This window comes from Streptomyces griseoluteus, assembly GCF_004784465.1.
Taxonomy (GTDB): domain Bacteria; phylum Actinomycetota; class Actinomycetes; order Streptomycetales; family Streptomycetaceae; genus Streptomyces; species Streptomyces griseoluteus.
Genome location: NZ_SRRU01000005.1, coordinates 436,466 through 460,320 on the forward strand (window position 1 = coordinate 436,466; position 23,855 = coordinate 460,320).

General features: G+C 71.2%; 26 protein-coding genes and 3 pseudogenes. 16 read left to right on the plus strand and 13 right to left on the minus strand.

From position 1 onward, the window contains the following. The first annotated feature begins 39 nt into the window (after nucleotides 1-39). The 3 genes from phoU (at nucleotide 40) to E5082_RS16750 (ending at nucleotide 2,396) form a co-directional block, all read left to right on the plus strand. Nucleotides 40-711, plus strand: a complete 672-nt coding sequence (gene phoU, locus E5082_RS16740; RefSeq protein ID WP_135792033.1) for a phosphate signaling complex protein PhoU — start codon at nucleotides 40-42, stop codon at nucleotides 709-711. Between the two features lie 63 nt (nucleotides 712-774). Then, nucleotides 775-1,170 (plus strand): DUF6234 family protein, encoded by a 396-nt coding sequence (locus E5082_RS16745; RefSeq protein WP_229918927.1) that lies wholly within the window; start codon nucleotides 775-777, stop codon nucleotides 1,168-1,170. Nucleotides 1,171-1,229: 59 nt separating this feature from the next. Next, nucleotides 1,230-2,396 (plus strand): low temperature requirement protein A, encoded by a 1,167-nt coding sequence (locus tag E5082_RS16750; protein WP_135792034.1) that lies wholly within the window; start codon nucleotides 1,230-1,232, stop codon nucleotides 2,394-2,396. A 17-nt stretch (nucleotides 2,397-2,413) separates the two neighbouring features. Here E5082_RS16750 and E5082_RS16755 read toward each other — a convergent pair whose 3' ends face one another. From E5082_RS16755 to E5082_RS16760, 3 genes are all read right to left on the minus strand, one after another. After that, the gene (locus E5082_RS16755; RefSeq protein ID WP_135792035.1) at nucleotides 2,414-2,662 is read right to left on the minus strand and encodes an SCO4226 family nickel-binding protein; all 249 of its coding nucleotides are present in this window, start codon (nucleotides 2,660-2,662) and stop codon (nucleotides 2,414-2,416) included. A gap of 128 nt (nucleotides 2,663-2,790) precedes the next feature. Further along, the gene (locus E5082_RS32395; RefSeq protein WP_165425667.1) at nucleotides 2,791-2,946 is read right to left on the minus strand and encodes a hypothetical protein; all 156 of its coding nucleotides are present in this window, start codon (nucleotides 2,944-2,946) and stop codon (nucleotides 2,791-2,793) included. 321 nt (nucleotides 2,947-3,267) lie between these two features. Further along, nucleotides 3,268-3,663, minus strand: coding sequence for a DUF2267 domain-containing protein (locus E5082_RS16760; protein ID WP_135792036.1), 396 nt, complete (start codon nucleotides 3,661-3,663; stop codon nucleotides 3,268-3,270). A 313-nt stretch (nucleotides 3,664-3,976) separates the two neighbouring features. Here E5082_RS16760 and E5082_RS16765 point away from each other — a divergent pair, with 313 nt between their 5' ends. The 4 genes from E5082_RS16765 to E5082_RS16780 all read left to right on the plus strand — a co-directional run bounded on the left by E5082_RS16765 (nucleotide 3,977) and on the right by E5082_RS16780 (nucleotide 9,228). Continuing rightward, nucleotides 3,977-4,609: an MBL fold metallo-hydrolase gene (locus tag E5082_RS16765; RefSeq protein ID WP_135792037.1), complete on the plus strand. Its 633-nt coding sequence runs from the start codon at nucleotides 3,977-3,979 to the stop codon at nucleotides 4,607-4,609. Between the two features lie 116 nt (nucleotides 4,610-4,725). Next, nucleotides 4,726-5,202: a hypothetical protein gene (locus tag E5082_RS16770; RefSeq protein WP_229918928.1), complete on the plus strand. Its 477-nt coding sequence runs from the start codon at nucleotides 4,726-4,728 to the stop codon at nucleotides 5,200-5,202. A 128-nt stretch (nucleotides 5,203-5,330) separates the two neighbouring features. Beyond that, complete coding sequence (locus E5082_RS16775; RefSeq protein WP_244321599.1) at nucleotides 5,331-7,352, plus strand: Vgb family protein; 2,022 nt, start codon at nucleotides 5,331-5,333, stop codon at nucleotides 7,350-7,352. Nucleotides 7,353-7,710: 358 nt separating this feature from the next. Beyond that, a complete protein-coding gene (locus tag E5082_RS16780) occupies nucleotides 7,711-9,228 on the plus strand; it encodes a serine/threonine-protein kinase (protein WP_135792039.1) in 1,518 nt (505 codons plus the stop codon). A 280-nt stretch (nucleotides 9,229-9,508) separates the two neighbouring features. Here the strand turns inward: E5082_RS16780 and E5082_RS16785 are convergent. Beyond that, nucleotides 9,509-9,661: pseudogene (locus E5082_RS16785) on the minus strand (IS6 family transposase); the annotation flags it as partial. A 507-nt stretch (nucleotides 9,662-10,168) separates the two neighbouring features. Here E5082_RS16785 and E5082_RS16790 point away from each other — a divergent pair. Next, a pseudogene (locus tag E5082_RS16790) lies at nucleotides 10,169-10,267 on the plus strand (GntR family transcriptional regulator); the annotation flags it as partial. Nucleotides 10,268-10,289: 22 nt separating this feature from the next. Here the strand turns inward: E5082_RS16790 and E5082_RS16795 are convergent. After that, a complete protein-coding gene (locus E5082_RS16795; protein WP_229918929.1) occupies nucleotides 10,290-10,658 on the minus strand; it encodes a hypothetical protein in 369 nt (122 codons plus the stop codon). A gap of 66 nt (nucleotides 10,659-10,724) precedes the next feature. On the opposite strand from E5082_RS16795, the pseudogene E5082_RS33570 reads away from it, so the two are divergent. Both E5082_RS33570 and E5082_RS16805 read left to right on the plus strand, forming a co-directional pair. Beyond that, nucleotides 10,725-10,919, plus strand: a pseudogene (locus E5082_RS33570) (site-specific integrase); the annotation flags it as partial. A gap of 47 nt (nucleotides 10,920-10,966) precedes the next feature. After that, nucleotides 10,967-11,242: a ribosomal protein L7/L12 gene (locus tag E5082_RS16805; RefSeq protein ID WP_135792041.1), complete on the plus strand. Its 276-nt coding sequence runs from the start codon at nucleotides 10,967-10,969 to the stop codon at nucleotides 11,240-11,242. A gap of 103 nt (nucleotides 11,243-11,345) precedes the next feature. Here E5082_RS16805 and E5082_RS16810 read toward each other — a convergent pair whose 3' ends face one another. Next, the gene (locus E5082_RS16810; protein WP_135792042.1) at nucleotides 11,346-12,107 is read right to left on the minus strand and encodes a phosphoglyceromutase; all 762 of its coding nucleotides are present in this window, start codon (nucleotides 12,105-12,107) and stop codon (nucleotides 11,346-11,348) included. 138 nt (nucleotides 12,108-12,245) lie between these two features. Between E5082_RS16810 and E5082_RS16815 the strand changes: the two genes are divergently transcribed. Then, the gene (locus tag E5082_RS16815; protein WP_135792043.1) at nucleotides 12,246-13,520 is read left to right on the plus strand and encodes an MDR family MFS transporter; all 1,275 of its coding nucleotides are present in this window, start codon (nucleotides 12,246-12,248) and stop codon (nucleotides 13,518-13,520) included. A gap of 164 nt (nucleotides 13,521-13,684) precedes the next feature. Here E5082_RS16815 and E5082_RS16820 read toward each other — a convergent pair whose 3' ends face one another. Next, on the minus strand, nucleotides 13,685-14,110 hold the full coding sequence (locus tag E5082_RS16820; protein WP_135792044.1) for a DUF2000 domain-containing protein: 426 nt from the start codon (nucleotides 14,108-14,110) through the stop codon (nucleotides 13,685-13,687). Between E5082_RS16820 and E5082_RS16825 the strand changes: the two genes are divergently transcribed. Continuing rightward, a complete protein-coding gene (locus E5082_RS16825) occupies nucleotides 14,109-14,954 on the plus strand; it encodes an AraC family transcriptional regulator (protein ID WP_135792045.1) in 846 nt (281 codons plus the stop codon). The genes E5082_RS16820 and E5082_RS16825 overlap by 2 nt on opposite strands. Nucleotides 14,955-14,961: 7 nt before the next feature. Here the strand turns inward: E5082_RS16825 and E5082_RS16830 are convergent, their stop codons facing one another. Both E5082_RS16830 and mshA read right to left on the minus strand, forming a co-directional pair. Further along, nucleotides 14,962-15,465 carry a type III secretion system chaperone family protein gene (locus E5082_RS16830; RefSeq protein WP_030804386.1) on the minus strand — a complete coding sequence of 168 codons (504 nt, stop codon included), beginning with the start codon at nucleotides 15,463-15,465 and terminating at the stop codon, nucleotides 14,962-14,964. Beyond that, nucleotides 15,458-16,795, minus strand: coding sequence for a D-inositol-3-phosphate glycosyltransferase (gene mshA, locus E5082_RS16835; RefSeq protein WP_135792046.1), 1,338 nt, complete (start codon nucleotides 16,793-16,795; stop codon nucleotides 15,458-15,460). The genes E5082_RS16830 and mshA overlap by 8 nt, the downstream gene beginning before the upstream one ends. A 176-nt stretch (nucleotides 16,796-16,971) precedes the next feature. Between mshA and E5082_RS16840 the strand changes: the two genes are divergently transcribed. The 3 genes from E5082_RS16840 (at nucleotide 16,972) to E5082_RS16850 (ending at nucleotide 20,697) form a co-directional block, all read left to right on the plus strand. Continuing rightward, nucleotides 16,972-17,778 (plus strand): class I SAM-dependent methyltransferase, encoded by an 807-nt coding sequence (locus tag E5082_RS16840; protein ID WP_135792047.1) that lies wholly within the window; start codon nucleotides 16,972-16,974, stop codon nucleotides 17,776-17,778. Nucleotides 17,779-18,012: 234 nt separating this feature from the next. Further along, the gene (locus tag E5082_RS16845) at nucleotides 18,013-19,152 is read left to right on the plus strand and encodes a C40 family peptidase (RefSeq protein ID WP_135792048.1); all 1,140 of its coding nucleotides are present in this window, start codon (nucleotides 18,013-18,015) and stop codon (nucleotides 19,150-19,152) included. Nucleotides 19,153-19,404: 252 nt separating this feature from the next. Then, the gene (locus tag E5082_RS16850; protein WP_135792049.1) at nucleotides 19,405-20,697 is read left to right on the plus strand and encodes a PP2C family protein-serine/threonine phosphatase; all 1,293 of its coding nucleotides are present in this window, start codon (nucleotides 19,405-19,407) and stop codon (nucleotides 20,695-20,697) included. Between the two features lie 233 nt (nucleotides 20,698-20,930). Here the strand turns inward: E5082_RS16850 and E5082_RS16855 are convergent, their stop codons facing one another. The 4 genes from E5082_RS16855 to E5082_RS16870 form a co-directional block, all read right to left on the minus strand. Continuing rightward, a complete protein-coding gene (locus tag E5082_RS16855; protein WP_167514085.1) occupies nucleotides 20,931-21,290 on the minus strand; it encodes a DUF2516 family protein in 360 nt (119 codons plus the stop codon). Nucleotides 21,291-21,395: 105 nt separating this feature from the next. Then, nucleotides 21,396-22,013, minus strand: a complete 618-nt coding sequence (locus E5082_RS16860; protein WP_135792051.1) for a hypothetical protein — start codon at nucleotides 22,011-22,013, stop codon at nucleotides 21,396-21,398. A gap of 77 nt (nucleotides 22,014-22,090) precedes the next feature. Continuing rightward, nucleotides 22,091-22,540, minus strand: a complete 450-nt coding sequence (locus tag E5082_RS16865) for a helix-turn-helix domain-containing protein (protein WP_135792052.1) — start codon at nucleotides 22,538-22,540, stop codon at nucleotides 22,091-22,093. Nucleotides 22,541-22,659: 119 nt separating this feature from the next. Further along, nucleotides 22,660-22,932 carry a hypothetical protein gene (locus tag E5082_RS16870; RefSeq protein ID WP_135792053.1) on the minus strand — a complete coding sequence of 91 codons (273 nt, stop codon included), beginning with the start codon at nucleotides 22,930-22,932 and terminating at the stop codon, nucleotides 22,660-22,662. Nucleotides 22,933-22,937: 5 nt separating this feature from the next. Here E5082_RS16870 and E5082_RS16875 point away from each other — a divergent pair, with 5 nt between their 5' ends. Further along, entirely contained in the window at nucleotides 22,938-23,804 is an 867-nt protein-coding gene (locus E5082_RS16875) for a GNAT family N-acetyltransferase (protein ID WP_135792054.1), read from the plus strand. Nucleotides 23,805-23,855 lie beyond the last annotated feature (51 nt).

Consider the following 23,855-nt stretch of genomic DNA (forward strand, 5'->3'; position numbering starts at 1 on the left):
CCTGGACCCCCGACGACACGTAGTAGGAGAGGGAACCTGATGCGGGACGCGTACCACGAGGAACTGGACTCGATCGGCGACGGTCTGGTGGAGATGGCCCGGCTGGTCGGCTCCGCCATCGGGCGCGCCACCACCGCCATCCTGGACGCCGACCTGAAGCTGGCCGAGAGCGTGATCGAGGCCGACCAGCGGGTCGACGAACTGCAGCACGAACTGGAGGCGCGGGCGATAGCCCTGCTTGCGCGGCAGCAGCCGGTGGCGACGGACCTGCGCATCGTCGTCACCTCGCTGCGGATGTCGGCCGACCTGGAGCGCTCGGGCGACCTCGCCCAGCACGTGGCCAAGCTGACCCGGCTGCGGTTCCCCGAGCGCGCGGTCCCGCAGGACCTGCACGCCACCATCCTGGAGATGGGCCAGCTCGCGCAGCGCCTCATGGCGAAGGCGGCGGAGGTCATCATCACCAAGGACGTCGACCTCGCGCTCCAGCTGGAGCAGGACGACGACGACATGGACCTCCTCCACCGCACCCTCTTCCAGCACCTCATCGACGACCGCTGGAAGCACGGCATCGAGACGGCGGTCGACGTCACCCTCCTCGGCCGCTACTACGAGCGCTACGCGGACCACGCGGTGTCCGTCGCGAAGCGCGTCGTGTACCTGGTGACGGGCGAACACGCGGACGAGATCCAGCAGGAGGGCACAGCGGGCTGAGCCGCCCGCTTTTGAGTACGGGTGCTCATGTGCGGCCCCGCCTGGCGGCCGCACGCTGCCTCCATGACGGAAACCCGCCCGGCCCTAAGACGCCGGTTCCCCTGGTCGCGCCGGACCCGCCCGGGCGTGGACCTCGCCCTGGCGATCCCCCTGTTCCTGCTGGAGACCGGCTGGGTGGTGCTGGACGCGATATACGGCGCCGGCCTGGAGGTGTGGGCGGCGCAGGGCGAACAGGCGCGGATCGACGCGGCGGAACTGGCGTTCATGGAACGGCTGCGGGTGCTGCAGATCGCGGCGCTCGTCCTGGTCGTACTCGCGGCGGTCTTCCGCGCCCGCTGGACGGTGATCGCCCACCTGCTGCTGGCCCTCCTGCTGGGCGGCGCGCTGGCGGGCGAGCGGCATGAATGGGAGAAGAGCCACTCGTCACCGGGGTGTGTGCGTTACAGCGCGGGTTGCTGAGCGAGCGGCCTGCTCCTGGGGCGCCGGCGCAGGCCGCCCGTGCGGCACCATGGCCCGTTATGACCCACCCCACCCCCTGGCACCGGCCCATGCTCCCCCGCCCCAGTGCCGAACGGCACCGTACGGCCACCGTCCTGGAGCTGTTCTTCGACCTCTGTTTCGTCACCGCGGTGGCCCAGACCGCCGCGGCCTTCGAGCACGAGCTCGCCGCCGGGAAGCTCGGCCACGGGGTCCTGGGCTACGTGCTCGTGTTCTTCGCCATCTGGTGGGCGTGGATGAACTTCACGTGGTTCGCCTCGGCGTACGACACGGACGACGTGCCGTACCGCCTGCTCACGCTGCTCCAGATCGCCGGGGCGCTGGTGCTGGCGGCGGGGGCGTCGAAGGCGCTGGAGGAGTACGACTTCACGGTCATCACGTACGGGTACGTCGTGATGCGGCTGGCCATGGTGAGCCAGTGGCTGCGCGCCGCCCACAGTGACCCCGAGCGGCGGCGGACGTGTCTGCGGTACGCGGTCGGCATTCTTGTCGCACAGATCGGCTGGGTCGCACGGCTGTGGCTGCCGGACGACGCCGGGCTGCCGTCCTTCCTCGTGCTCGTCGTCGCCGAACTCGCCGTCCCCGCCTGGGCGGAGCGCGCCGGCCAGACCACCTGGCACCCGCACCACATCGCCGAGCGGTACGGCCTGTTCACCCTGATCGTCCTCGGCGAGTCCATCACCGCGGCGACCGGCACCGTCCGCGCCGCCCTCGACACCGAGGTCTCCCTCGGCGACATCGCCCCACTCGCGGTCGGCGGCGTCCTCACCGTCTTCGCCATGTGGTGGCTGTACTTCACCCAGAGCGCGGCCGGGAAACTCAACTCCCTTGGTACGGCGCTCCGCTGGGGCTACGGCCACTACGTCGTCTACGCCTCCGCAGCGGCCGTCGCCGCCGGGCTCGCCGTCGAGATCGCACACCTCACGGGGCACGCGCACCTCGACCGGCCGGTGGTCGCGGCGGCCTACACGGTGCCGGTCGCGCTGTACGTCGCGGTGCTGCGGCTGCTGCACCGGGGCTCGGCCAAGTTCGGTGCCCTGGACGTCATCTGGGCGGCGGGCGTCCTAGCTGTCCTCGCGGTCACCTTCACCCCGAGCCCGGTACTGGCCACGGGGTGCGTGATGTCGGTGCTCGTGGCGGCGGTGGTCACGGTGACGCACCGCGCCGGACGCCCGGCCGGCGCGTGAACCGGCCTCGACATCGCTCAGACCTGGAGCGGTACCGGGTGCACCTCGTCCGGCTTGTGTCCGGCGCGTTCGTGGATGCGCTGGACCGCCTCGGCCGAGGGGGCCTCGGACAGGCAGTAGACCGTGCCGGATTCCGGGTCCGCCCAGGCGGCCTCGAAGTGCACGTTCTCCTCATGCTCGATGGCGAGGTCGGCCTGGTGGGCCTGGGCCAGCTGGTCGGCCGTGATGCCTTCCATACCGTGGTGGACGTCCATGAACCTGGTCATGGTCACACCTCCTTGCGGTGTCCCTCTCCCCATGCTGGGCCCGCACGTCCCCGTATGGCTACTCGTTCCGTGATCCGTACACGACGAGGGGGCCCCGGAGCTCCGGAGCCCCTCCACCGCCGCCTCCCTCAGCCGCACTGGCAGGGCGCGCCCTGCTGGCAGCCGCAGCCGCACCCCGAGCCGCAGCCGCAGGCGGCCACCAACGGCAGGCTTCGGATCTGGGCGGGCTGTTCGCCGTCGCGGTCCTGGGTGGGGTCGGTCGTGGTGCTCGGGGATTCGGGCATGGGTCCTCCTCGACACGGGGGCCAGGTGCCCCCGCCCATTCCATGCCCGCTCCCCTGGGCGCATCAACGGCGCACGGATGCGCCCGCACGCCGCGAATCACCACCACGAGCCCCCTCCGACCTCGCCACGGCGCGGTGTCCGCGGCAGCCGACCAACGCGCGGCCGGCTTCCGGGGGTTCGGGTGGGAGCCTGGCTCAGCGCTTCAGGGCGCCCGAGCGGGGGAACACCCGCAGGCAGGAGCCTGGACCGTGCCGCCTTACTTCTTGCGGCGCCTGCTCACCGTCTTCTTCAGGCGCGGGGTCCCGCACCGCGAACGGCCGCTACCCGGCGCCGCCCGGGCCCGCGGGTGTGGACAGCAGGATGTCGTACTCCCTGGGCAGCTGGGCGGTCGCGTCGCGGAACTCCTGGTCTCCGACCGCTTCCCTCAGGGTGGCCAGGACCGCGCGGATCCCGGCCTCCGCGAGGTCGTGGGGCACTTCCGCGCGGTCCGCCACACGCCGGACGAACGAGTTGGCCCCGTAGCCCTTCGCCATCTCCTCGTCCGTGCGCAGCCAGCTCTTCAGCGGCTCCGGCAGCGGCTCCGCGAGGTCCTGGGCCTCTCCCCCGCTGATCCGGTCGGCCAGCACCTCGAAGGTGGCGCGTGTGAGGGTTTCCGCGACGTCGGGGGAGACGCCCGCCCGCTCGGCTGTCTTCGCCAGGAATGCCTCGTACTCCATGCGACCCTGCCCCAGTCGTCGTCAGGCCGTCCGCCGGCGTGATCACCAACAGATCCAGTCAAACCCATACCTGTCGCCTCGGCCACTGGGCGGGAGCGGCACCGATCACGCCGTGACGCGGGCGGCCCATGAGTTCCTGCAGGTCAGCCATATGCCCCGCGGAGGGAAAGGCCTGCCGGTTGCTGCCCCATGCCCGGCGGGGTCCACTGGGTAGAGGGCCTCATCCGGAAAGGGGCTGTTCCATGGAACGCCAGGCAAAGGACCCCACAGCGCGGGTGGCCGCCCGCGGCCGAGTGCTACAGGCGGTGCCGTCGTGACCGCCCGGGTCGAGTGCGTGGTGACGACCGGCGTCCTGGCCGGGCCGGACGCCGATGCCACGCCGATGGAGAACAACGTGTGGATCGTCGGTGACGACGAGCAGGCCATGGTGGTCGACGCCGCACACGAGCCGGACGTCATCGCCAGGGCGCTCGGCGACCGCCGCGTGGTGGCGATCGCGTGCACCCACGCACACAGCGGACACGTCGACGCGGCGGTGGCTCTGTCGGACCACACCGGCGCTCCGATCATGCTGCACCCGGACGACCTGGAGCTGTGGCGCCGCAGCTATCCCAGCCGTGTCCCCGACGAGGAACTCGTCGACGGCCGGGTGATCGACGTCGCCGGGACCACCCTGACGGTCCGCCACACTCCGGGCCACACGCCGGGATCGGTGAGTCTGTACGACCCGGCGCTGCACAGCGTCTTCACCGGGGACATGCTGTTCTCGCGCGGCCCTGGAACCATCGGGCCGGAGGACTCCGACTTCCAGGCGATGATCCAGTCGATCCGCGAGCGCCTCGTCACGCTGCCCCCCGAGACGGTGGTGTGCCCGGGGCACGGCGACATCACCACGGTCGGCGAGGTGGGCGAGCGCGTGGAGGACTGGCTCCACCGCATCGAGTGAGAGCGCGAGGTCCAGGAAGCCGAAGAGGGCAGCGGGCGTCGTCCGTCGGCCCGACCACCCGGTTGTCTCCAGACGCGTGGAGCAGAACGGGACCGACGGCGAGAAGGAAGATCGTGATGCCAACCGACACCGGGCTCCTCAACACCGACGACAAGCACCTGGAGGAGCTCTTTCGCAAGAGTCCTGCGGGTGAGATCCCCAAAGGCCCGATGGAAGGTCTGGCGATCTTGCCTGGGGCGGGACCTTCGGGGGCACGGTTGCTCGCCCGGCTGGTGTATCTGTTCTTGTGGCGGGGCAAAGTCTTCAGCCCCGACGGCTACCTCAGCAATCGGCTCTTCCCGCTGGACATGCTGTCCATCATTGCCATGGTCGGGCCGGGCCCCAGCCGGCTTGACGACCAGGAGTGCATCGTCATCGACTACTCCCACACGTCGCTGCTGTTCGGGGGTGTGCGCGATGAGCTCCGCCAGGTCGACCCACACCTGTACTTGGGTCTGATCTGGCTGTTCGGCCGCAAGATCGGATGGTTCACGCTGCGCAACCCGAACAGCGGCAACGGACAGAACGGATCGCGCGAACCCGGGGCGCTGTGATCACGACCGTCACGAGGGCCGCCGTCGTGAGCGGTCTCTTCGGAAAGTCGCGACATTCGGTTGATGGGTCGGACTCCGCCTGTGGACGCAGGTTCTGACACGAGCCGACATGACGAAGGGCGCCGACCTTGCTTCCCCCGACCATTCACCCCCGCAGATCTGCACTCGGCGTTGCTCGCGGCGTTGGGAAAGCCAAGTCCCGCCGGCATCTTCCAGGCATCGTCCTGGCCGCATCGGCCACCATGGCACTGGCCCTGACGGGGCTCCCCGCAACCACGCCTCCCGCTACGCCGGCCCCCTTGCACGGCACAGCCACCAGCGCGGGAAAGGCGCTGTCCCACGCCGATGTCACGCTCTTCGCCGGAGACCGGCACGGCACTCGGGAACTGGGACGCGCCACCACCGACGCCAACGGAACCTTCCAGATCCGGCCCAGCCGGCGTACGGGCTCGGTGCTGTATGTCGAGGCGGTACCCGCCGGCGACCGGTCGTTGCGTCTGCGCTCCGTCGTGGGAGTCGGCCCCGGCGGTGGTGTGCCGCAGCGCTTCGAATCCGCTGTCACGGTCAACGAATTCACCACCGTCGCCACCACCTACGCACTGGCCCAGTTCACCCGCCAGCGCGGCATCACTGGGCCTAGCCCCGGCCTGGAGAACGCCGCGGCAACGTCCTACAACCTCGCTAATCCCGCTTCGGGCAGACCCGGCAAAGTCATTACGGACCGTAACAATGGCACCAAGAACGACACTCTGGCCACCCTTGGCACCCTGGCCAATCTCGTCTCCCTCTGTGCGCCGGGAGCGGACACCGGGCGGTGCCAGGACATGCTGCGCCTGGCAACACCGCAGCACGGGAAAACTCCGGGTGACACGGCGCAGGCCGTGCTCAACCTCGCCCACAACCCGAGACTGGCCACGGGCAAGCTGTACGCCCTGGCGGGCCGGGCACATACCTACGCCCCGGCGCTCACCGCGGCACCGGCGGCCTGGATCCTGGCCCTGCACTACGTCGCCCCCGACGTCTACGCCCCCGGCCGGATGGCCATCGACGCCAAGGGCAACGTCTGGGCCTCCAACAACTGGCTGCCCGGAACGCGAAACCCCAGCCCCTACGTCACCGTGCAGGACCCGGTGGGTAACCCCACCCTGAACAGCCCCATCAGCGGCGGCGGCATGAAGGCAGGTGCCTGGGGCATCGCCATCGACCACGATGGCTCCGTATGGGTGCCCAGCTACGGCGGCGATGCCATGTCGAAGTACTCGTCGACCGGAAAGCCGTTGTCGCCCCCCACAGGATTCAGGAACGGCGACCTGAACCACCCCCAGGGCACCGCCGTCGACCAGAAGGGCAACATCTGGATCGCCAACTTCTACGGCCTGAAGGGCAACCGCGGCCAGGGAAGCGTGATCGTCTATCCACACGGTGACCCGTCAAAAGCGATCACCATCAAAGGCGGCGGCCTCGACCACCCGTTCTCCATCCAGATCGACGGCTACGGCCGGGCCTGGGTCAGCAACGCCCGCCTCAACGGAGCAAAACTCCTGGAGACACGCGTACCCAAGGGCCACGCCGGCGGGAGTGTCACCGTGATCGGCCCCGACTTCAAGCCGACCTCGTTCTCGCCCATCAAGGACAACTCACTCGACTGGCCCCTCGCACTCGCCGTCGACTCCAAGAACAACGTCTGGGTCCCCAGCTTCGTCAGCAACTCGGTCACCAAAATTGGGCCGAGCGGAAAGATCACAGGCGAGTACAGACTGCCGACCACGATCGCACCATGGTCCGTGGCCATCGACGGATCCGACCGTGTATGGATCGCCGGCTTCGGCGCCCCCTCCGTCTCCGTCCTGTGCGGCGTGAACACCAGTGCTTGCCCGCCCGGCTCCTCCACCGGCTCCCTGCTGACGCCGCCCCACGGATACCGCAGCAACTCCATCCAGCACCTCACCGCCATTCAGCTCGATCAGTCCGGCAACGTCTGGCTGGCCAACAACTGGTCCAAACTCGTCCCACCCACCGGTGGCACCGGCCTGGTCGAACTCATCGGAGCCGCCACACCCGTCTGCACACCCCTGACCCCGGTACCCGCACGACCAGCAACGACCAGTTCAACCGCCTGCCCCGCCCAGACCAGCACGCAGCCCAGGTGACAACGGCCCAGTGATACCGCTGTCGGGCGTGCCAGGTCGGTGGAGCGATTTCGGCCCGGCGCTGCTTTGGCGCGAGGGATCACGGCCGCGGCCGCTACCTGGCGGCCGAAATGCCACGGCTGTCGGCTACCGGTCAGTGACCTGCCGGGGAAGCGGCTGACGGCCGAGGTCGGCGACGACGGCAGTGTCCGGCTGACAGCTTGCCCGACCTGCCGCAACGCGCCGGCCACGGGGGAAGTGGGGCCGCTCTCGTCGCTGCGCCGACTTGGTCCGGGATATCTGGCACAGGCTGGGGGTACCCGCCTCGCAGCATGGCCCCTGGCCGAGTCCGGTACGCGGTGAAGCAACGGAGAACCAGATGAAGGTCCGCCAATCAGCAGCCCCGCCGACGCCAGTGCCGGTTCCAGCGGATGAGCAGCCCGCCGAAGTCCTCTCCGGCCGCTACCGGTTGGGCGCCAGAATCGGATCGGGAGGCATGGCCGACGTGTACGAGGGCGTTGACACGCGCCTTCGGCGGTCCGTGGCCGTCAAGGTGTTCCGGCCCGGCCCGGACCCGCAGACGGAGGACCGCCTCACCGCGGAGGCCGTGCTTCTGGCCCGCCTGCAGCACCCGGGACTGGTCACTGTCTACGACGCCGGCCGCCACGACGACCGCACCTACCTGGTCATGCAACTGATCAAGGGCCCCACGCTGCGCAGCCTTTTGGCGTGTGGAGCGCTGCCTGAGCGGCGTGTGGTGGATGTGGGCGCCGCCCTCGCGCGGGTGCTGGCCTATGTCCACCGGGCCGGCGTCGTGCACCGGGACATCAAACCGTCGAACATCCTCCTCGACTCGGCCGGTGCTCCTCACCTGGCTGATTTCGGCATCGCGCGCCTGGCCAATGCCACCCGCCAAACGGCATCGGACGTGCTGATAGGCACCGCCGCCTATCTGGCACCGGAGCAGGTTCAGGGCAGGCGGATCGGACCGACCGCCGACGTCTACGCGCTCGGCCTGGTTCTGCTGGAATGCTTGAAAGGCGAACTGGAGTACCCGGGCACGCCGTTGGAAGCGACAGTCGCCCGCCTGCACCGCCCACCCGAAGTCCCCACCTGGCTCCCCTCGGAACTCGCGGCCCTGCTGCGGGCCATGACCGCCCAGGACCCCGAGGCCCGGCCGGACGCCGAGCAGTGCGCGCAAGCCCTCGCCTCCGGGCACGCCGGACCTGATCCATACCCCCTTCCGCTCTCGGCGCCCTCCGAGGCGGGCCTTCCGACGCCGCTGGCCGCTCACCCCGGACCGAAGGAGCACATACGCTCTCAGGAGGGGGCAGTCACCCGACGCGACCTCCCCGGCGGCACTCGCCGCAGCCGTCGCCTGGCAGCGGGCACGGCCCTGGCCCTCTCCGTGGCCCTGGGCGCGACTCTTGCCGTCACTTCGAGCACCAGCGGAAGCGACGACCGGGAAGCAGCGAGGCCCGCCGAAACTCCCGCGCACCCGTCCTCCGGTACAGCGTCTGCCAAGAGCGGGCCCGGCGCCCTCCCGCCCACCCGATCGCACGGCGCTCAGTCCCCCTCCAGGGGATTCGGTGCGTCCCACCCTGCGGCTGCGGCAACCGGATCCCATGCCCAGCCCGTCTCCAGGACCCCCGGCGCTTCTTATCCGGCGGTTGCCCCGAACTCGAGCCGCAGCGCCTCTGCACCGCCCGCGAACTCTGGGCCGCCCGGATCGGCGTCAGTGCCGCCAGGATCCGCGCCGACCTCAGCCGGGGCCGCCGGCTCAAGCCGGACGACACCTGCGACGCCGCCAACCGCCGGCACGGCGTCCCCATCACCAAGGCCCTCGCAGGACGGCGCCGCTACCAGCACACCGCCCAGCCCAAGCCCGACGCAGTAGAGGCCAGGCACGCGTGTGCCTCGCTGTGCCCCCGCCAGCCTGAGCCACGCTGTCGGCCGTCGACCAGCACAAGCCGCTACGACGGAAGCGGGTACGTGGCACCTTGCGTGATGACCTCTCCGTCCCGAAGGAACTTGCGCGGGTGGCCGACCATGGGTCGGTGGGCCTCTCACGTGCTGCGAGCGCCCACAGCCGTCCGCGCTCGTCCGCCGCTGTGCGTCGGCGTTGTCACGCAGTCAGACACTCGCCCGGGGTGCGACCCGGCGCTTAGAAGATGCAGGACGGTCTCGTGGGAGACGATCACGCCGCGCTCGAGCATCGGCTCCTCGACCTCGCGGAACGACAGCGGGAAGCGGAAGTACAGCCACACGCAGTGCGCGGTGATCTCGACCGGGTACCGGTGCCCCTTGTGCAACGGCGGCGTACCGCCCACGGACCACCCCCTCCACCATGATCAACCCGGCGTAGCGGCTCAGTGCTGTCCGGGCCCAGTCTGTGGAGGCACCTGGGAAGGCCACGGGTTGGGTGGAGCAGCGGGGGCAGGGGGTGTTTGCCCTGACCCGAAGGGCGCCGCACCAAGGGGCGTTGGTGCGAACGAGGCCGGGACGGCTGACGGCGAAGCCTCGACCGAGCGTCCCTTGCGGGCCCCCACCACGACGGAAACGCCCGCGATCTCCAGAGCGATCCCGGCCATACCGAGGAGGATCGGAGTGTGCAGGCCGTCCTCGGTGCCGCAGATCTGCACCGGTTCCTGCCCTATTTTCGTGGCCCGGCACTGCCACCCTGTGGCGTCGTCCATGTCCCATAGGGCGGCATAGGCGAGTAGGGCAAAGCCGGAGAGCATCAGGGCGATCTGCAAGGTGCGGGCTATCGGTGACATGGTCAGTCACCATAGCGGCCAGGGTGCGCTCTTCGGGCACTGTCACATTGGCTGGAGTCGCGCATCGCCTTCGACACCGAAGGGCGACCCGTGGAGGTCTGCGACACGGTGATGGCGGCCGACGCGTACGTCCTCTCCTACCAGCTACCGGCGACCTGATCGCACGGGCTGCGGTACATCTCTAGGAGGTCGGCTTGTCCTCGTCCTCCGGGGTGGGAGACGCGAACATGTGGCCGATGTTGTTCCACATGAAGCCCTCCGACCAGTCGGACTTGCCTGCGGCCCAGCTGAGGAGTGCTTGCAGAACCTTGTCCTGCGAGACCGTCAGCGTCTGGAAGTGCTCCGCGGGCACGCCGTCGCGGTACTCGAGTTGGTAAGTGTTGTTGTCGCGAAACCAGACCTGGATATACCAGTCGCCCTCGCGCCCCTCGTCCCGCCGCTCCAAGGTCAAGTGCGGGTTGTTGCGTTGAAGGTTGGCGAGCATGGTTCCGATGGCCGGCTTCGAGGGCCGCTTCACCTGGTAGCCACGGCCAGTCGTCGCAATCAGCATGGCTGGATTCTGGCGGGCGGGTCTGACAGTAGGGCGGGGCCCCCTGAACTCGTACACACCGACACGCACGCGCTGCGCCACTTCTACGCCTCGGTGCTCCTGGACGCGGGCGAGAACATCAAGGCCCTCGCCGAGTACCTCCGCCACTCGGACCCTGGACTGACTCTCCGCGTGTACGCGCACCTCATGCCGTCAAGCCAGGAGCGGACCCGCAAGGCCGTGGCCGCTGTCTTCGACGCCGCCAAAAACGATGCGACATGACGTCTGAGGGCTCGTACGCTCCCGACTGGGGAAGGGCAGGGAGAGCAGTGGCCGACGAGTACTTCATGCTGGTGTGCGACGACGTGCCTCATGACGTGGTGCTCACCGATCCTGGCGTCCGCGTGATGGACGTCGTCCAGGTCGTGCGTCGGCTGACGGGGCTGAGCCTGTGGCGCAGCAAGGTTCTGACGACGCAGAGTCCCACCGTCATTCTCGCCGGCGTGCCCCAGGAAGACGCGGTGGCAGCCGTCTCCGCCCTCCGCGATGTGGGAGCTCAGGCAGGGGCGAGAGAACAGCCGGAGCCAGGCTTCCTGAAGCACTGAGCACGGCCCGATCAACCAGCTGACGGCCCAGAGACGGCCCAGAGGCAGCAACAAGCCCCCTACTCGCGGAGAACCCGCAGGTAGGGGGCTTCTTCGTGGGCGCTTACTTCTTCTTGCCCTGGTTCTTGACCGCCTCGATCGCGGCCTTGGCCGCCTCCGGGTCGAGGTACTTGCCGCCGGGGGTGACCGGCTTGAAGTCGGCGTCCAGCTCGTAGTAGAGCGGGATGCCCGTCGGGATGTTCAGGCCCGCGATGTCCTCGTCCGAGATGCCGTCGAGGTGCTTGACGAGGGCGCGGAGGCTGTTGCCGTGGGCGGCGACGAGGACCGTCTTGCCGTCGATGAGGTCGGGGACGATGTCGTCGTACCAGTAGGGGAGCATGCGGACGACGACGTCCTTGAGGCACTCCGTCTGGGGGCGCAGCTCCGGCGGGAGGTCCGCGTAACGGGGGTCGTTGAACTGCGAGTACTCCGCGTCGCGGGGGAGCGGCGGCGGCGGGGTGTCGTAGGAGCGGCGCCAGAGCATGAACTGCTCCTCGCCGAACTCGGCCAGCGTCTCCGCCTTGTTCTTGCCCTGGAGGGCGCCGTAGTGGCGCTCGTTCAGGCGCCAGCTCCGGTGCACCGGAATCCAGAGGCGGTCCGCGGCCTCCAGCGAGAGCTGGGCCGTGCGGATCGCGCGCTTCTGGAGGGACGTGTGGACCACGTCGGGCAGGAGATCGGCGTCCTTCAGCAGCTCGCCACCGCGTACCGCCTCCTTCTCGCCCTTCTCGTTGAGGTTGACGTCCACCCAGCCGGTGAACAGGTTCTTCGCGTTCCACTCGCTCTCGCCGTGGCGGAGGAGGATCAGCTTGTACGGTGCGTCGGCCATGCCTCAGAGCGTAATCCACCCCCAGGACGGGTCGCCGCGCCGCCGACGGTTGACGGCTTCTGTTAATTGAGTGGCCTCCGACAACCCGCGTGAGTAAGTTCCAGTTACCGCACGCGCCACTTACCGGGGGGTCCCGTCATGTCCACCGCCGCACCGGGCCGGCTGATCGCCGCCGCCCGGTCCTCCGTCTCCGGGCTCCCCCGCGCCTTCTGGTGGCTGTGGGCCAGCACGCTGGTCAACCGGCTCGGCGCGTTCGTCGCCACCTTCATGGCGCTCTACCTCACCCTCGACCGCGGCTACTCCGCCTCCTTCGCCGGCCTCGTCGCCGCCCTGCACGGCCTCGGCGGGGTCGTCTCCTCGCTCGGCGCCGGGGTGATGGCGGACCGGCTCGGCCGACGGCCCACCCTGCTGATCGCGCAGGTCGGCACCGCGATCTCCGTCGCACTGCTCGGCTTCATGCACGACCCCGTCGCCATCGCGGCCGTCGCCTTCCTGGTCGGCGCCGCCAACAACGCCTCCCGGCCCGCCGTGCAGGCGATGATGGCGGACATCGTGCGGCCCGAGGACCGCGTACGGGCGTTCTCGCTGAACTACTGGGCGCTGAACCTCGGCTTCGCGGTCTCCTCCGTCGCCGCCGGTTTCATCGCCGAGTTCAGTTATCTCGCCGGGTTCCTCATCGAGGCCGGGATGACGCTGGCCTGCGCGGTCCTCGTCTTCCTCAAGCTCCCCGAGTCCCGGCCCGCGCCCGCCGCCAAGGAGGCCGGGGAGCCGAGGACCGGCCTCGGTACGGTGCTGCGCGACCGGCGCTACATGGCGGTCGTCGGCCTGTCCTTCCTCGTCGCCCTCCTCTTCATGCAGGGCTCGGTCGGCCTGCCGGTCGCGATGGGGCAGGCCGGGTTCTCCCCCGCCGACTACGGCACCGCCATCGCCGTCAACGGCGTCCTGATCGTCGCCCTCCAGATCCCGGTCACCCGCTTCATCGAGCACCGCGACCCGCGCCGTCTGCTGGTCATTTCCTCGCTGCTCGCGGGCTACGGCTTCGGGCTCACCGCCTTCGCCGGCTCGCTGGGCGTCTTCGCGCTCACCGTCTGCGTGTGGACCCTCGCGGAGATCGTCAACGCGCCGACCCAGACCGGCCTCGTCGTCCGCCTCTCCCCCGTCCACGGCCGCGGCCGCTACCAGGGCGTCTACAGCCTCTCCTGGTCCGTCGCCGCCCTGGTCGCCCCCCTGATGTCCGGCACGGTCATCGACCACCTCGGCGCCAAGTGGCTCTGGGGCGCGTGCGCGGTCATCGGCACGGTGGCGGGCCTGGGGTACGCGGTGCTGATGCGGGGGCTGCCGGCGGAGGAGGCGGAGGTGGCGGGCGCGCCTGCTTCGGCGGAGTCCCGGCCCGCCGTGGAGAAGGCGGCCTGACCTGCGGGGCCCCACGAAGCGGCTCGCGGATGCGCCGCGCTGCTGATGCGGGCTCTGGCAGCGGGGCCGCCACGGCCGGGGGGCGCCCGGCTCCACGGGTACCACTCGCTGCCGAAGCGCGGTCCTGCCCGCGCCCGAGGTCGCGGGCGCCCACCCCGTCCGGCCTACGGATGCATCCTCGCCCCCTTCACCACCTTGTCCACCCCGCCCTTGGGCCCGTACACCGCCAGCCCCACCAGATCCAGGTCGGCCGTCGGCACGGCCCGGACCGCCGCGCGGTTGTCCGTGTCGTTGCCCGTCGAGAAGAGGTCGGCCGTGAAGATCGCGCGGGGCAGGGCCCGGCTCAGGGTCCGGGTGTGGGCCGCCTTCAATACCTCCTTCGTCGCCTCGAAGACCAGTACCGGCTGGCGGAACATCGGGAGGTAGGCGATCCCGTCGGCGTCCTCGTACGGTGCGCCGATCACCTCGGGCACCTGGCTGCCCAGGCCGCTGACCAGGAACGACGTGACGTTAAGGCGCTGCCAGGGAACGAGGTCGTCGCGGAGGAGTACGGCGATCTTGGTGTCGAAACGCAGGGGCTGTTCGTCCATGCCCCGAGACTGCCGACCACGCCCCGCCCGGGTCTTGTACGTTTCTTGCGTGGCCGCTGACCAGCCGGAAGTCTCCGCGTGGCGCCCCTCGGTACCGGGGGTCGTGGAGGTCTTCCACGCCCGGTTCACCGAGTACGCGTACCCGATGCACGTGCACGACGCCTGGACGCTGCTGATCGTGGACGACGGCGCCGTACGGTACGACCTCGACCGGCACGAGCACGGCACCCCGCGCGACACCGTCAGCCTGCTGCCCCCGCACGTCCCGCACAACGGCTCCCCCGCCACCCCGCACGGCTTCCGCAAGCGGGTGCTGTACCTGGACGGCAGCCGGCTCAGCCATGATCTGATCGGCCCCGCCGTCGACCAGCCCGACCTGAGGGACCCTGATCTGCGCAAGCGGGTGGGCCAGTTGCACCGCGCCCTCGCCAGCCCCGGGGACGAACTGGCCGCGGAGAGCGGGCTCGTGCTCGTCGGTGACCGCCTCAGGGACCATCTGCGTCACCGCGATCCCGAACCCCCGCGCCCCGACCCACTGTTGGCCCGTCGGCTCCGTGAACTCCTCGACGAGCACCTCACCGACGGCCTCACCCTCACCGCGGCGGCGGCACTGCTGCACGCCCATCCCGCCCACCTGGTACGGGCGTTCGGCGCCGCGTACGGCATCGCCCCGCACCGCTACCTGACCTCGCGAAGGGTCGGCAGGGCCAGGCGGCTGCTGCTGGACGGGCTGGCGCCGGGCGAGGTGGCGGTGGCGTCCGGCTTCTACGACCAGGCCCATCTGACGCGGCACTTCAAGAAGTTGGTCGGGGTCACACCGGGCCGCTACCGCAACGGCGCCTGAGCCGGGCTCAGTCGCGTTCGATCAGGTGCGTGAAGGCGTCCAGGTTGCGCGTGGACTCCCCGCGCGAGACGCGCCACGCGTGCTCGCGGCGGATCGCGGAGGCGTACCCCAGTTCCAGCAGGGTGTTGAAGGCGCCGTCGGCCGCTTCGAGGATCTGGCCGAGCAGGCGGTCGACCTCCTCGGGGGTGACGGCGGCGAGCGGGAGGCGGGCGGTGACATAGACGTCGCCGAGCCGGTCGACCGCGTAACTCACGCCGTACAGCTTGAGGTTGCGCTCCAGGAGCCAGCGGTGGACGCCCGCCTCGTTCTCGTCGGGGTGCCGGATGACGAAGGCGTTGACCGAGAGGGTGTGGCGGCCCACCAGCAGCGAGACGGTGGTGGAGAGCTTGGCGGTGCCCGGGAGTTTGACCACGTAGGAGCCCGGTTCGGGGTTCTCCCACTCCAGCTCGGCGTCCTTCAGCGCGTCCTCGAGGGTGCGCGCGGCCCGTTCCGTCGCCTCGGTGTCAGCCATGCTGCGAGCGTACGCGACGGCGGTGGGACTGGGTCGCGGCCGCGTACACGTCGGCGGTGGCGGCGGCGGAGGCGTCCCAGCCGAAGCCGAGGGCGTGCCGGGCGGCGGCGGCGCCCATGCGGTCGGGCAGCCCGGGGTCGTCGGCGAAGCGGCGCAGCACGCGCGCGTAGTCGGCGGGGTCGTGGCCCTGGACGAGGAAGCCGGTCTCGCCGTCGCGCACGGCCACCGGCAGGCCGCCGACGGAGGCGGCGATGACCGGCGTGCCGGCCGCCTGCGCCTCGATGGCGACGAGCCCGAAGGACTCGCTGTAGGACGGCATGACCAGCACGGACGCGGCCCGGAACCATTCGGCGAGTTGCTCCTGCCCGACCGGCGGCCGGAACCGTACGACGTCCGCGATGCCGAGCCGCGCGGCGAGCTTCTGCAGTCCCTCCGGCTTGGCGAGCCCGCTGCCGCTGGGGCCGCCGACGACGGGGACGACGATGTTCCGGCGCAGCTCGGGGCGCTCGTCCAGCAGGTGGGCGACGGCGCGGAGCAGCACGTCGGGGGCCTTGAGGGGCTGTATGCGGCCCGCGAAGAGCGGTATGAGCGCGTCCTGGGGCAGGCCGAGGCGGGCGCGGGCGGCGGCGCGGCCGTCGAGCGGGCGGAAGCGGTCGAGATTGACGCCGGGGTGGACGACGGCGACCTTCGCGGGGTCGGCCTCGTAGTGCCGGACCAGCTCCGCGGCCTCCTCGGCGGTGTTGGCGATGAGGCGGCGGGCGGCGGAGACGATCTGGGTCTCGCCGATGACGCGGGCGGCGGGCTCGGGGGTGTCGCCGGTGGCCAGGCTGGCGTTCTTGACCTTGGCCATGGTGTGCATGGCGTGCACCAGGGGGACGCCCCAGCGCTGGGCGGCGAGCCAGCCGACGTGGCCGGAGAGCCAGTAGTGGGAGTGGACGAGGTCGTAGTAGCCGGGGCGGTGGCCGGCCCACGCCTGCATCACACCGTGGGTGAAGGCACAGAGCTGGGCGGGCAGCTCCTCCTTGGCCAGGCCCTCGTAGGGGCCCGCGTCGACGTGCCGGACGAGGACGCCGGGGGCCAGCTCGACCTTGGGAGCGAGGTCTTTGGAGGTGGCCCGCGTGAAGATCTCGACCTCGATGCTGAGGGCGGCCAGCCGCTGGGCCAGCTCCACGATGTAGACGTTCATCCCGCCCGCGTCGCCGGTGCCGGGCTGGTGGAGCGGCGAGGTGTGGACGGAGAGCATGGCGACCCTGCGTGGCCTGCGGTGCAGCCTCAGCCGCGGGGCGGTCGCCGGGGAGCGACGCCCGAGCCTGCTGACGTACTGGCTCACTGGGCTTCCTCCTCGCTCGGGCATGCCTGCCAGAGGACCGTCCGAGTCCTCCGAGGGGTGCAACAGCGGAGGGGGTTCTTCCCATTTCCCGATCAAGCGGTTTTACCCAATCATGACCCACACTCGCTCAACCGTTCGGCCGGAGGTCGCCAGCTCGCCCGCTTACCCTCATAGACATGGCATCCCGCACGACCCGCCCCGTAGGCACGGTGACGCGCGGGACGACCAACCCCAACCGGCTGCGCCGCATGGACCGCTGGATCGCAGCCACGCACGGCGCCGAACTGCTGCGCGCGGCCGATCCGCTGGCCATCGACCTCGGGTACGGGGCCGCGCCCTGGACCGCCGTCGAGCTGCTCGGCAGGCTCCGTACGGTCGCCCCGCACGCGCGCGTGGTCGGCGTGGAGATCGAACCGGAGCGGGTCGCGGCGGCGAAGCCGTACGAGCGCGAGGGGCTCACCTTCCGGCACGGCGGCTTCGAGATCCCGGTGCCCGGCCGGCCGCTGCTGATCCGGGCCGCCAATGTGCTGCGGCAGTACGACGAGGAGCAGGTCGCGGCCGTGTGGCGGGGGCTGTGCGCGCGGCTGGCTCCGGCGGGCGACGGCTCGCGCGGCGGGCTGCTGGTGGAGGGCACCTGTGACGAGATCGGGCGGCGGCACGTCTGGGTCGCGCTCGGTCCCGAGGGGCCGCGCACGGTCACCTTCGCCACCCGGCTCGGCTCGCTGGAGCGCCCCTCCGACCTGGCCGAACGGCTGCCGAAGGCGCTGATCCACCGCAATGTGCCGGGCGAGCCGGTGCACGCCTTCCTGCGCGACTTCGACCGCGCCTGGGCCGCCGCCGCGCCCTACGCCTCCTACGGCGCCCGCCAGCGCTGGCTGCGCACGGTCCGGGATCTGCGGGCCGACTGGCCGGTGACGGACGGGCCGGCGCGCTGGCGGCAGGGGGAAGTGACCCTGGCGTGGGAGGCGTTGGCGCCGCGCTGACGCCGTTTCACCTGACGTCGGGTCACCTGTTCGAGGGAATCGCAGGGACTCCGGGATCTGGAGGGAACGATCTCCGGGTCCGGCACGTCAGACGGGCGGGAAGATCGCGGGGAGGCGTGAGGCGCCGGGGGATGTACGACTTCGTACGACCTCTGTCACTTCGCGCGGGATCGTGGCACGATCCTGCGGACGGACCGTAAGTTACTGACGGTAAATCAGCTTGGGGGGACTGTTATGGGTAGGGGCAAGCGCGGGCTGCTCGCCGCCGCCGTGACCGTGGTGTGCGCGGTGACCGTACTGGCGGTGCCGGGTACGGCGTTCGCATCGGTACCGGCGGCACCTGCCGACCCCTCCCCGGTGCCATCCGCGACCGCGACCCCCGCGACCCCTGCGCCCGCCGTCCCGCCGGCCCCCGTACCCGACGCCGAGCTGGAGAAGGTCCGCGCGCGGCTCGACGGGCTGTACCACGACGCGGCCGTCGCCACCGACGCCTACAACGCGGCCGAGGAGAAGACGCGGAAGCAGTCCGTCCAGCTCGCCCGGCTGGAGAAGCGGACCGACGCGGCCCGGAAGAAGCTGGCCGAGCTGAAGGACCAGGCGGGCGCCGCCGCGCGGGCCCAGTACCGGGACAGCGGGATGCCGCCGATGGCGCGGTTCCTGCTCAGCGACAACCCGGAGCACTTCGCGGACGGCGCCGGCACCCTGCTGAACGGCGCACGGGCCACCAAGAAGCTGATCGCCGAGACGGACCGCGTCGAGCGGGAGCTGAAGCGCGACACCGACGACGCGGCCGCGCGCTGGAAGAAGCTGGAGCGGGACCGCAAGGACAAGGCCGCCGCCCGGAAGACGGTCCAGGCGCGGATCAAGGACGCCGAGAAGCTCGAGTCGCGGCTGGAGAAGAAGGAGAAGGAGCGGCTGGCCGAGCTGGAGCGGCAGGCCGCCCGCAAGGCGCAGACCGCCTGGCTGGACACCGGCGTCCTGAAGAAGAAGGCCGACACGGCGAGCGCCACCGACACCGCCACCTCCGCCGGGGCCAAGGCCGTCGCCTTCGCCACCGCCCAGCTCGGCAAGCCGTACGTCTGGGGAGCCGAGGGCCCCGACTCCTTCGACTGCTCCGGCCTGACCTCCCAGGCCTGGGCCGACGCGGGCACGCTGATCCCGCGCACCTCCCAGGAGCAGTGGAAGCAGCTCACCCACGTGGACGTGACGGAGATGCGCCCGGGTGACCTGATCATCTACTTCGCCGACGCCACCCACGTCGGGATGTACGTGGGCGACGGCAAGGTGATCCACGCCCCGCGACCGGGCCGTACGGTCACCGTCGCGGGCGCGGGCACCATGCCGATCCTGGGGGTCGTACGCCCGGACGCGTGAGCGGCGCCACACCCCGCCCCCTGTGACCAACGGCACGCGGGCGGGCTGGAACCAAGTGAGCTTCGTCATCCCGCGCCCCCTGTCACCCCGTCCAACTGCCGTACGGGCTGGGGCATATGACGGCGGTCTACGCGATACGGACGCCGCGCGTCCCATTCCATCGGAGCGGCCGATGCCGCTAGGGTCACCCGACGGCGTTACGAGGACCCTCGGCGCCGCCGTGCCCTCGGGGGGAGGGAAGGAAACCAGGACATGCCCGTACCCGTACCGCGGCAGAGAGCGGTCCCGGCCGCCGAGTGCGGTCCGGCGCAGGTCTCGGCCGTAGCCCTCGCCGAAGAGGCGCACCGAGACACCGCCGCCCTCGGCGCGGCGCTCACCGTGCTCCTCGTCGAGGACGACCCGTCCGGCGCGCTCGTCCCCGAGCTGCGGGACTCGGCCGGCCGGCCGATCCGCGTACGTACCGCCCGCAACCTCACCGAGGCGGGGCGGCTGCTCACCCCCGACGTCAACTGCATCCTGCTCGACCTCGCCCTCCCGGCCGCCGGCTGCGCCGACACCGAGGACGGCGACGAGCTGGCCGTGCTCCGTCAGGTGCTGGAGCTGGCGCCGCGGCACGCCGTGATCGCGCTGACCGCCTCCGGCGACGCCGAGCGCGGCGCGGAGGCCGTGCGCGTGGGCGCCCAGGACTATCTCTTCCGCGACGAGCTGGACAGCCGGCTGCTGAGCCGGGCGATCCGGTACGCCGTGGAGCGCAAGCGTTCCGACACCGCCGAGCGGCGGCTGGCGGAAGGCCGGCTGCGCGCGCAGGAGAACCGCCGCCTGGAGCGCGGGCTGCTGCCGACGCCGCTGCTGGAGGGCGCCGCGCTGCGGTTCGCCGCGCGCTACCGCCCCGGCCGCTCGCGCGCGCTGCTCGGCGGCGACTTCTACGACGCGGTCCGCACCCCGGACGGCACCGTGCACGCCATGATCGGCGACGTCTGCGGCCACGGCCCGGACGAGGCCGCGCTCGGCGTGGAGCTGCGGATCGCCTGGCGGGCGCTGACCCTGGCGGGGCTGTGCGGGGACGAGCTGCTGGGCACGCTGCAGGAGGTGCTGGAACACGAGCGCTCGGACGAGGAGATCTTCGCGACCCTCTGCACGGTGGACATCGCGCCCGACGGCCGCCGCGCGGGCCTCTGCCTCGCCGGGCACCCCGCCCCGCTGCTGATCCGCCCCGGAGCGACCCCGGTCCCCCGCCTGCTCCCGTTCGACAACAACGGCCCCGCCCTCGGGCTCCTCCCCGGCGCCCGCTGGCCCCGCACCCAGGTCGAGCTGGGCGCCGAGTGGAGCCTCATGCTCTACACCGACGGCCTCATAGAAGGCCGCACCTCCCCCGGCGGCCCCCGCCTCGGCCAGGACGGCATGCTCGACATGATCCACCGCCTGCTCTCCGAGGGCTTGCGCGGAGAGGAGCTCCTCCGGGCCGCGGTCAGCGAAGTCCGCCACCTGAACGGCGACGAACTGACGGACGACGTCGCGGTGGTCCTGCTGGACCGGGTGGCGTAGAGGCTGCACGCGGAGGGGCGGCGCTCGCCGCCCGGACGTCCACGCCGGCCAAGCCCTGCTCGCGCCGCTCAGCACATGCTCGGGCAGCCGCGCGGGCCGGAGCTCAGCCCCCGCCGACCGGTCGCGGGCCCCCCGGCGCTCGTCCCAGGCCGGCGGAGCCGCCAGCGCACCCGGCCGGCCGCAGGCGGAAGCCCTGGGCCCGGCGGGCCGACTCGGCTGAGCCGGCGGAGCCGTCAGCGGCCGCCGTTGTACGGGCCGTACGGGCCGTCGCTGCTGCTGCCGCCCCGGCCCTTGCCCCGGCCCCAGCCACCTCGGTTGCCACCGGTGAGGGCCTTGACCGCGGGACGGACGTCGACGAGGTAGACGATGCTGGCGACGGCGCCCGCGGCCGGGAGGATGGACAGGATCGAGAAGAGGTAGCTGACCACGAGGGCGATGCCCAGGATGACCAGCCAGAAGACCTTGGTCTGCTTGCCCGCCGCGCGGAACGCGTCCTCCCGTCGGAAGGCCGCGTCGAAGAGTGCGAACGCGGCCAGTGCCATGAGGACGATCTTCAGGAGTCCCATGAACCCCGCGAAGCCCAGCATCAGCATGTTGCCCACCGCTCCTTGCCTTCTGAATCGCTGCCGTCACGCTACCCGCAGAACGGGCCGGGCACCCCGATGGTGCCCGGCCCGTACCTCACACGCCGTCCGCCGTCACTTGGCCGGCGGGGTCGGCTTCTTCGGCTGAGGAGCCTTGCGGGCGGCGGCCGGAGCCGGCTTCTGCGCCACGGCCGGGTCGGGCTTGGCGACGGCCGGACCGGTGACACCGGCGGCACCGGCGCCCGGCTTCGGGGTCTCCTTGACCACGCCCGGCTCCGGCTGGCCCTCGACCGCGATGGCGAGCTCCTCGATCTCCTCGGCGGCTTCGCCGCGCCAGGTCTTCACGGCCTGCTCGCCGTGCTCGGCGACCTTCTCGTACGCCTCACGCGCCTTGACGGCGTACTCGGCGGCCACGCCGACACCGCGCAGGGCGAGGTCCTGGGCCTGCTCACCGACCTTCTTCAGGTCGACGTCGAGGTTGCCGATGAAGCCGTTGACCTTGGTCTGGATGGTCTCCTGCGCCTCCTTGGCGCGGGCGGTGGCCCGCTCCTGCACGACCTTGGGGTCGGTCCCGCGGACCTGCTCGATCCGGGCCGGGGCCTGGGCGCGCAGCTGCTCGACCAGCGAAGGCACCTTCCGGACCTGCCGGATGGCGAGATCGGCGGTACCGGCGGCGAAGTAGAGCGGAGTCGGGTCGCTGAAAGTCTTGCGCAGGTCGTCGGTGATGGCCATGGTGAAGGTCCTCCCGGATTCGCGTTCGGCTGAGGTAGGTGTGGTCCGCGTGCGGTGGCCGGAGCCCTGGTCCGGCTTCATCCGGCCGTCCGCCGCGGACCGGCATCATTGCCGGGGGTGTCGCTGGGCTGCGCTTCCGTACCGTCGGACTCCTCGGGTCGTACGGGGCCTTCGCCACCGAGTCCGTTCTCCTTGCGGAAGGACTCGTAGATCTGGAGCAGGACCTGCTTCTGCCGTTCGTTGAGCGAGGGGTCGGCGAGGATGACGGCGCGCGTCTCGACCTCGTCCCGGTCCCGCTCGGCGTCGAGGATGCCCGCGCGGACGTACAGCGTCTCGGCGGAGATCCGCAGCGCCTTGGCGACCTGCTGCAACACCTCCGCGCTGGGCTTGCGCAGCCCGCGCTCGATCTGGCTCAGGTACGGATTCGACACCCCGGCGGCATCGGCGAGCTGCCGCAGCGAGAGCTGGGCGTGCCGCCGCTGCTCGCGCAGATACTCACCGAGATTGCCGACGTTGAGCGATGCCATGCCTCCACCATGCCCACTCTCGCTAACTATTGCAAGCACCTGCTTGCAAAAGTGTTGTGACCGGGGTGTGAGGGGAGGGTTTCAGTCGATATTGCCCTGTCTCGGCTGTCCCATCGCTGCTACGCCGCTGGGAACCTCACCCGCACCGCCACCACGTCCCCCGCCGCGTCCAGGTCCGCCGACACGGGGAAGCAGCCGTCGCCGCATGTCGTCATCGCGCACAGGACTCGCGCCGGGCCGAGGTCCAGCGTGCCGGACTCGTGCTCGGAGGTGCGGAGCCGGCGCATGATCTGCCAGTGGTGGGAGTGGGGGCGGCGCGCGAGTCTAGGGGCGGCCGGTCGGCCGGGGCCTGGCGGGAAACCGCCCGCCCACTCCCCCGGGTGCGGAAGCATGAAGCATGCGGTCAAGTGGCTGGTATCTCACCGAAGACGTCGAAGACTTCCTCGCCCGTGCCGGAGGGTTTCTCCGGGCGCGGCCCGCGGAGCATGTCATGCAGCTCACGTGGGCCGACAGGGTGCGCACACGGGGGCGGGGGGCGTTCGAGCGGGCGCCCGTCTTCGGGGTGCTGGAGGAGGAGGGCCAGGTCAGCGGGACCTTCTACCATCTGCCGCCCCGCGCCCTCGGCCTCTCCCCGCTCACCCCCGCGCAGGCCGACAGCCTCGCCGCCCGCCTCGCGGACCTCGGGCACTCACCGACCTCCGTCGGCGCGGACCACGACACCGCCACCGCCTTCGCCGAGGCGTGGCAGCGGCACACCGGCGCGACGCCGAAGCTCCGCGATGTACGGGTCCGCCTGTACCGGCTCGGCACCCTCACCCCGCCCGACCCGCATCCGGAGGGCCGGGCCCGTGTCCTCGGTGAGGGGGATCTGGACCAAGCCGTCTTCTGGTGCGGGGAGTTCGCCAAGGCTGTCGGGGAGGACGTGACCGTCAGCGCCGAGACCTGGCCGAGCACGCGGTACGCCGACAAGCGGTACACCCTCTGGGAGACCCCGGACGGCACCCCCGTCTCCATCGCCGGCATGAACCCGCTCATCGGCGGCCAGATCCAGGTGGACATCGTCTACACCCCGGCCCACCTGCGCGGCCACGGCTACGCCGCCGCCGTCTCCGCAGAGGTCAGCCGCGCCGCGCTGGCCGCCGGCGCCCAGGAGGTCGTCCTCTTCGCCGACCAGTCCAACCCCACCAGCAACGCCCTCTACCGACGCCTCGGCTACCGCCCGTTGAGCGACTGGTCGGGGTACGACTTCGTCGCTGCCGGCTGAGCGCACTCCCGGCCGGGCCCGGCCGGCGTCAACCCGGCCGGCCCGGTGACC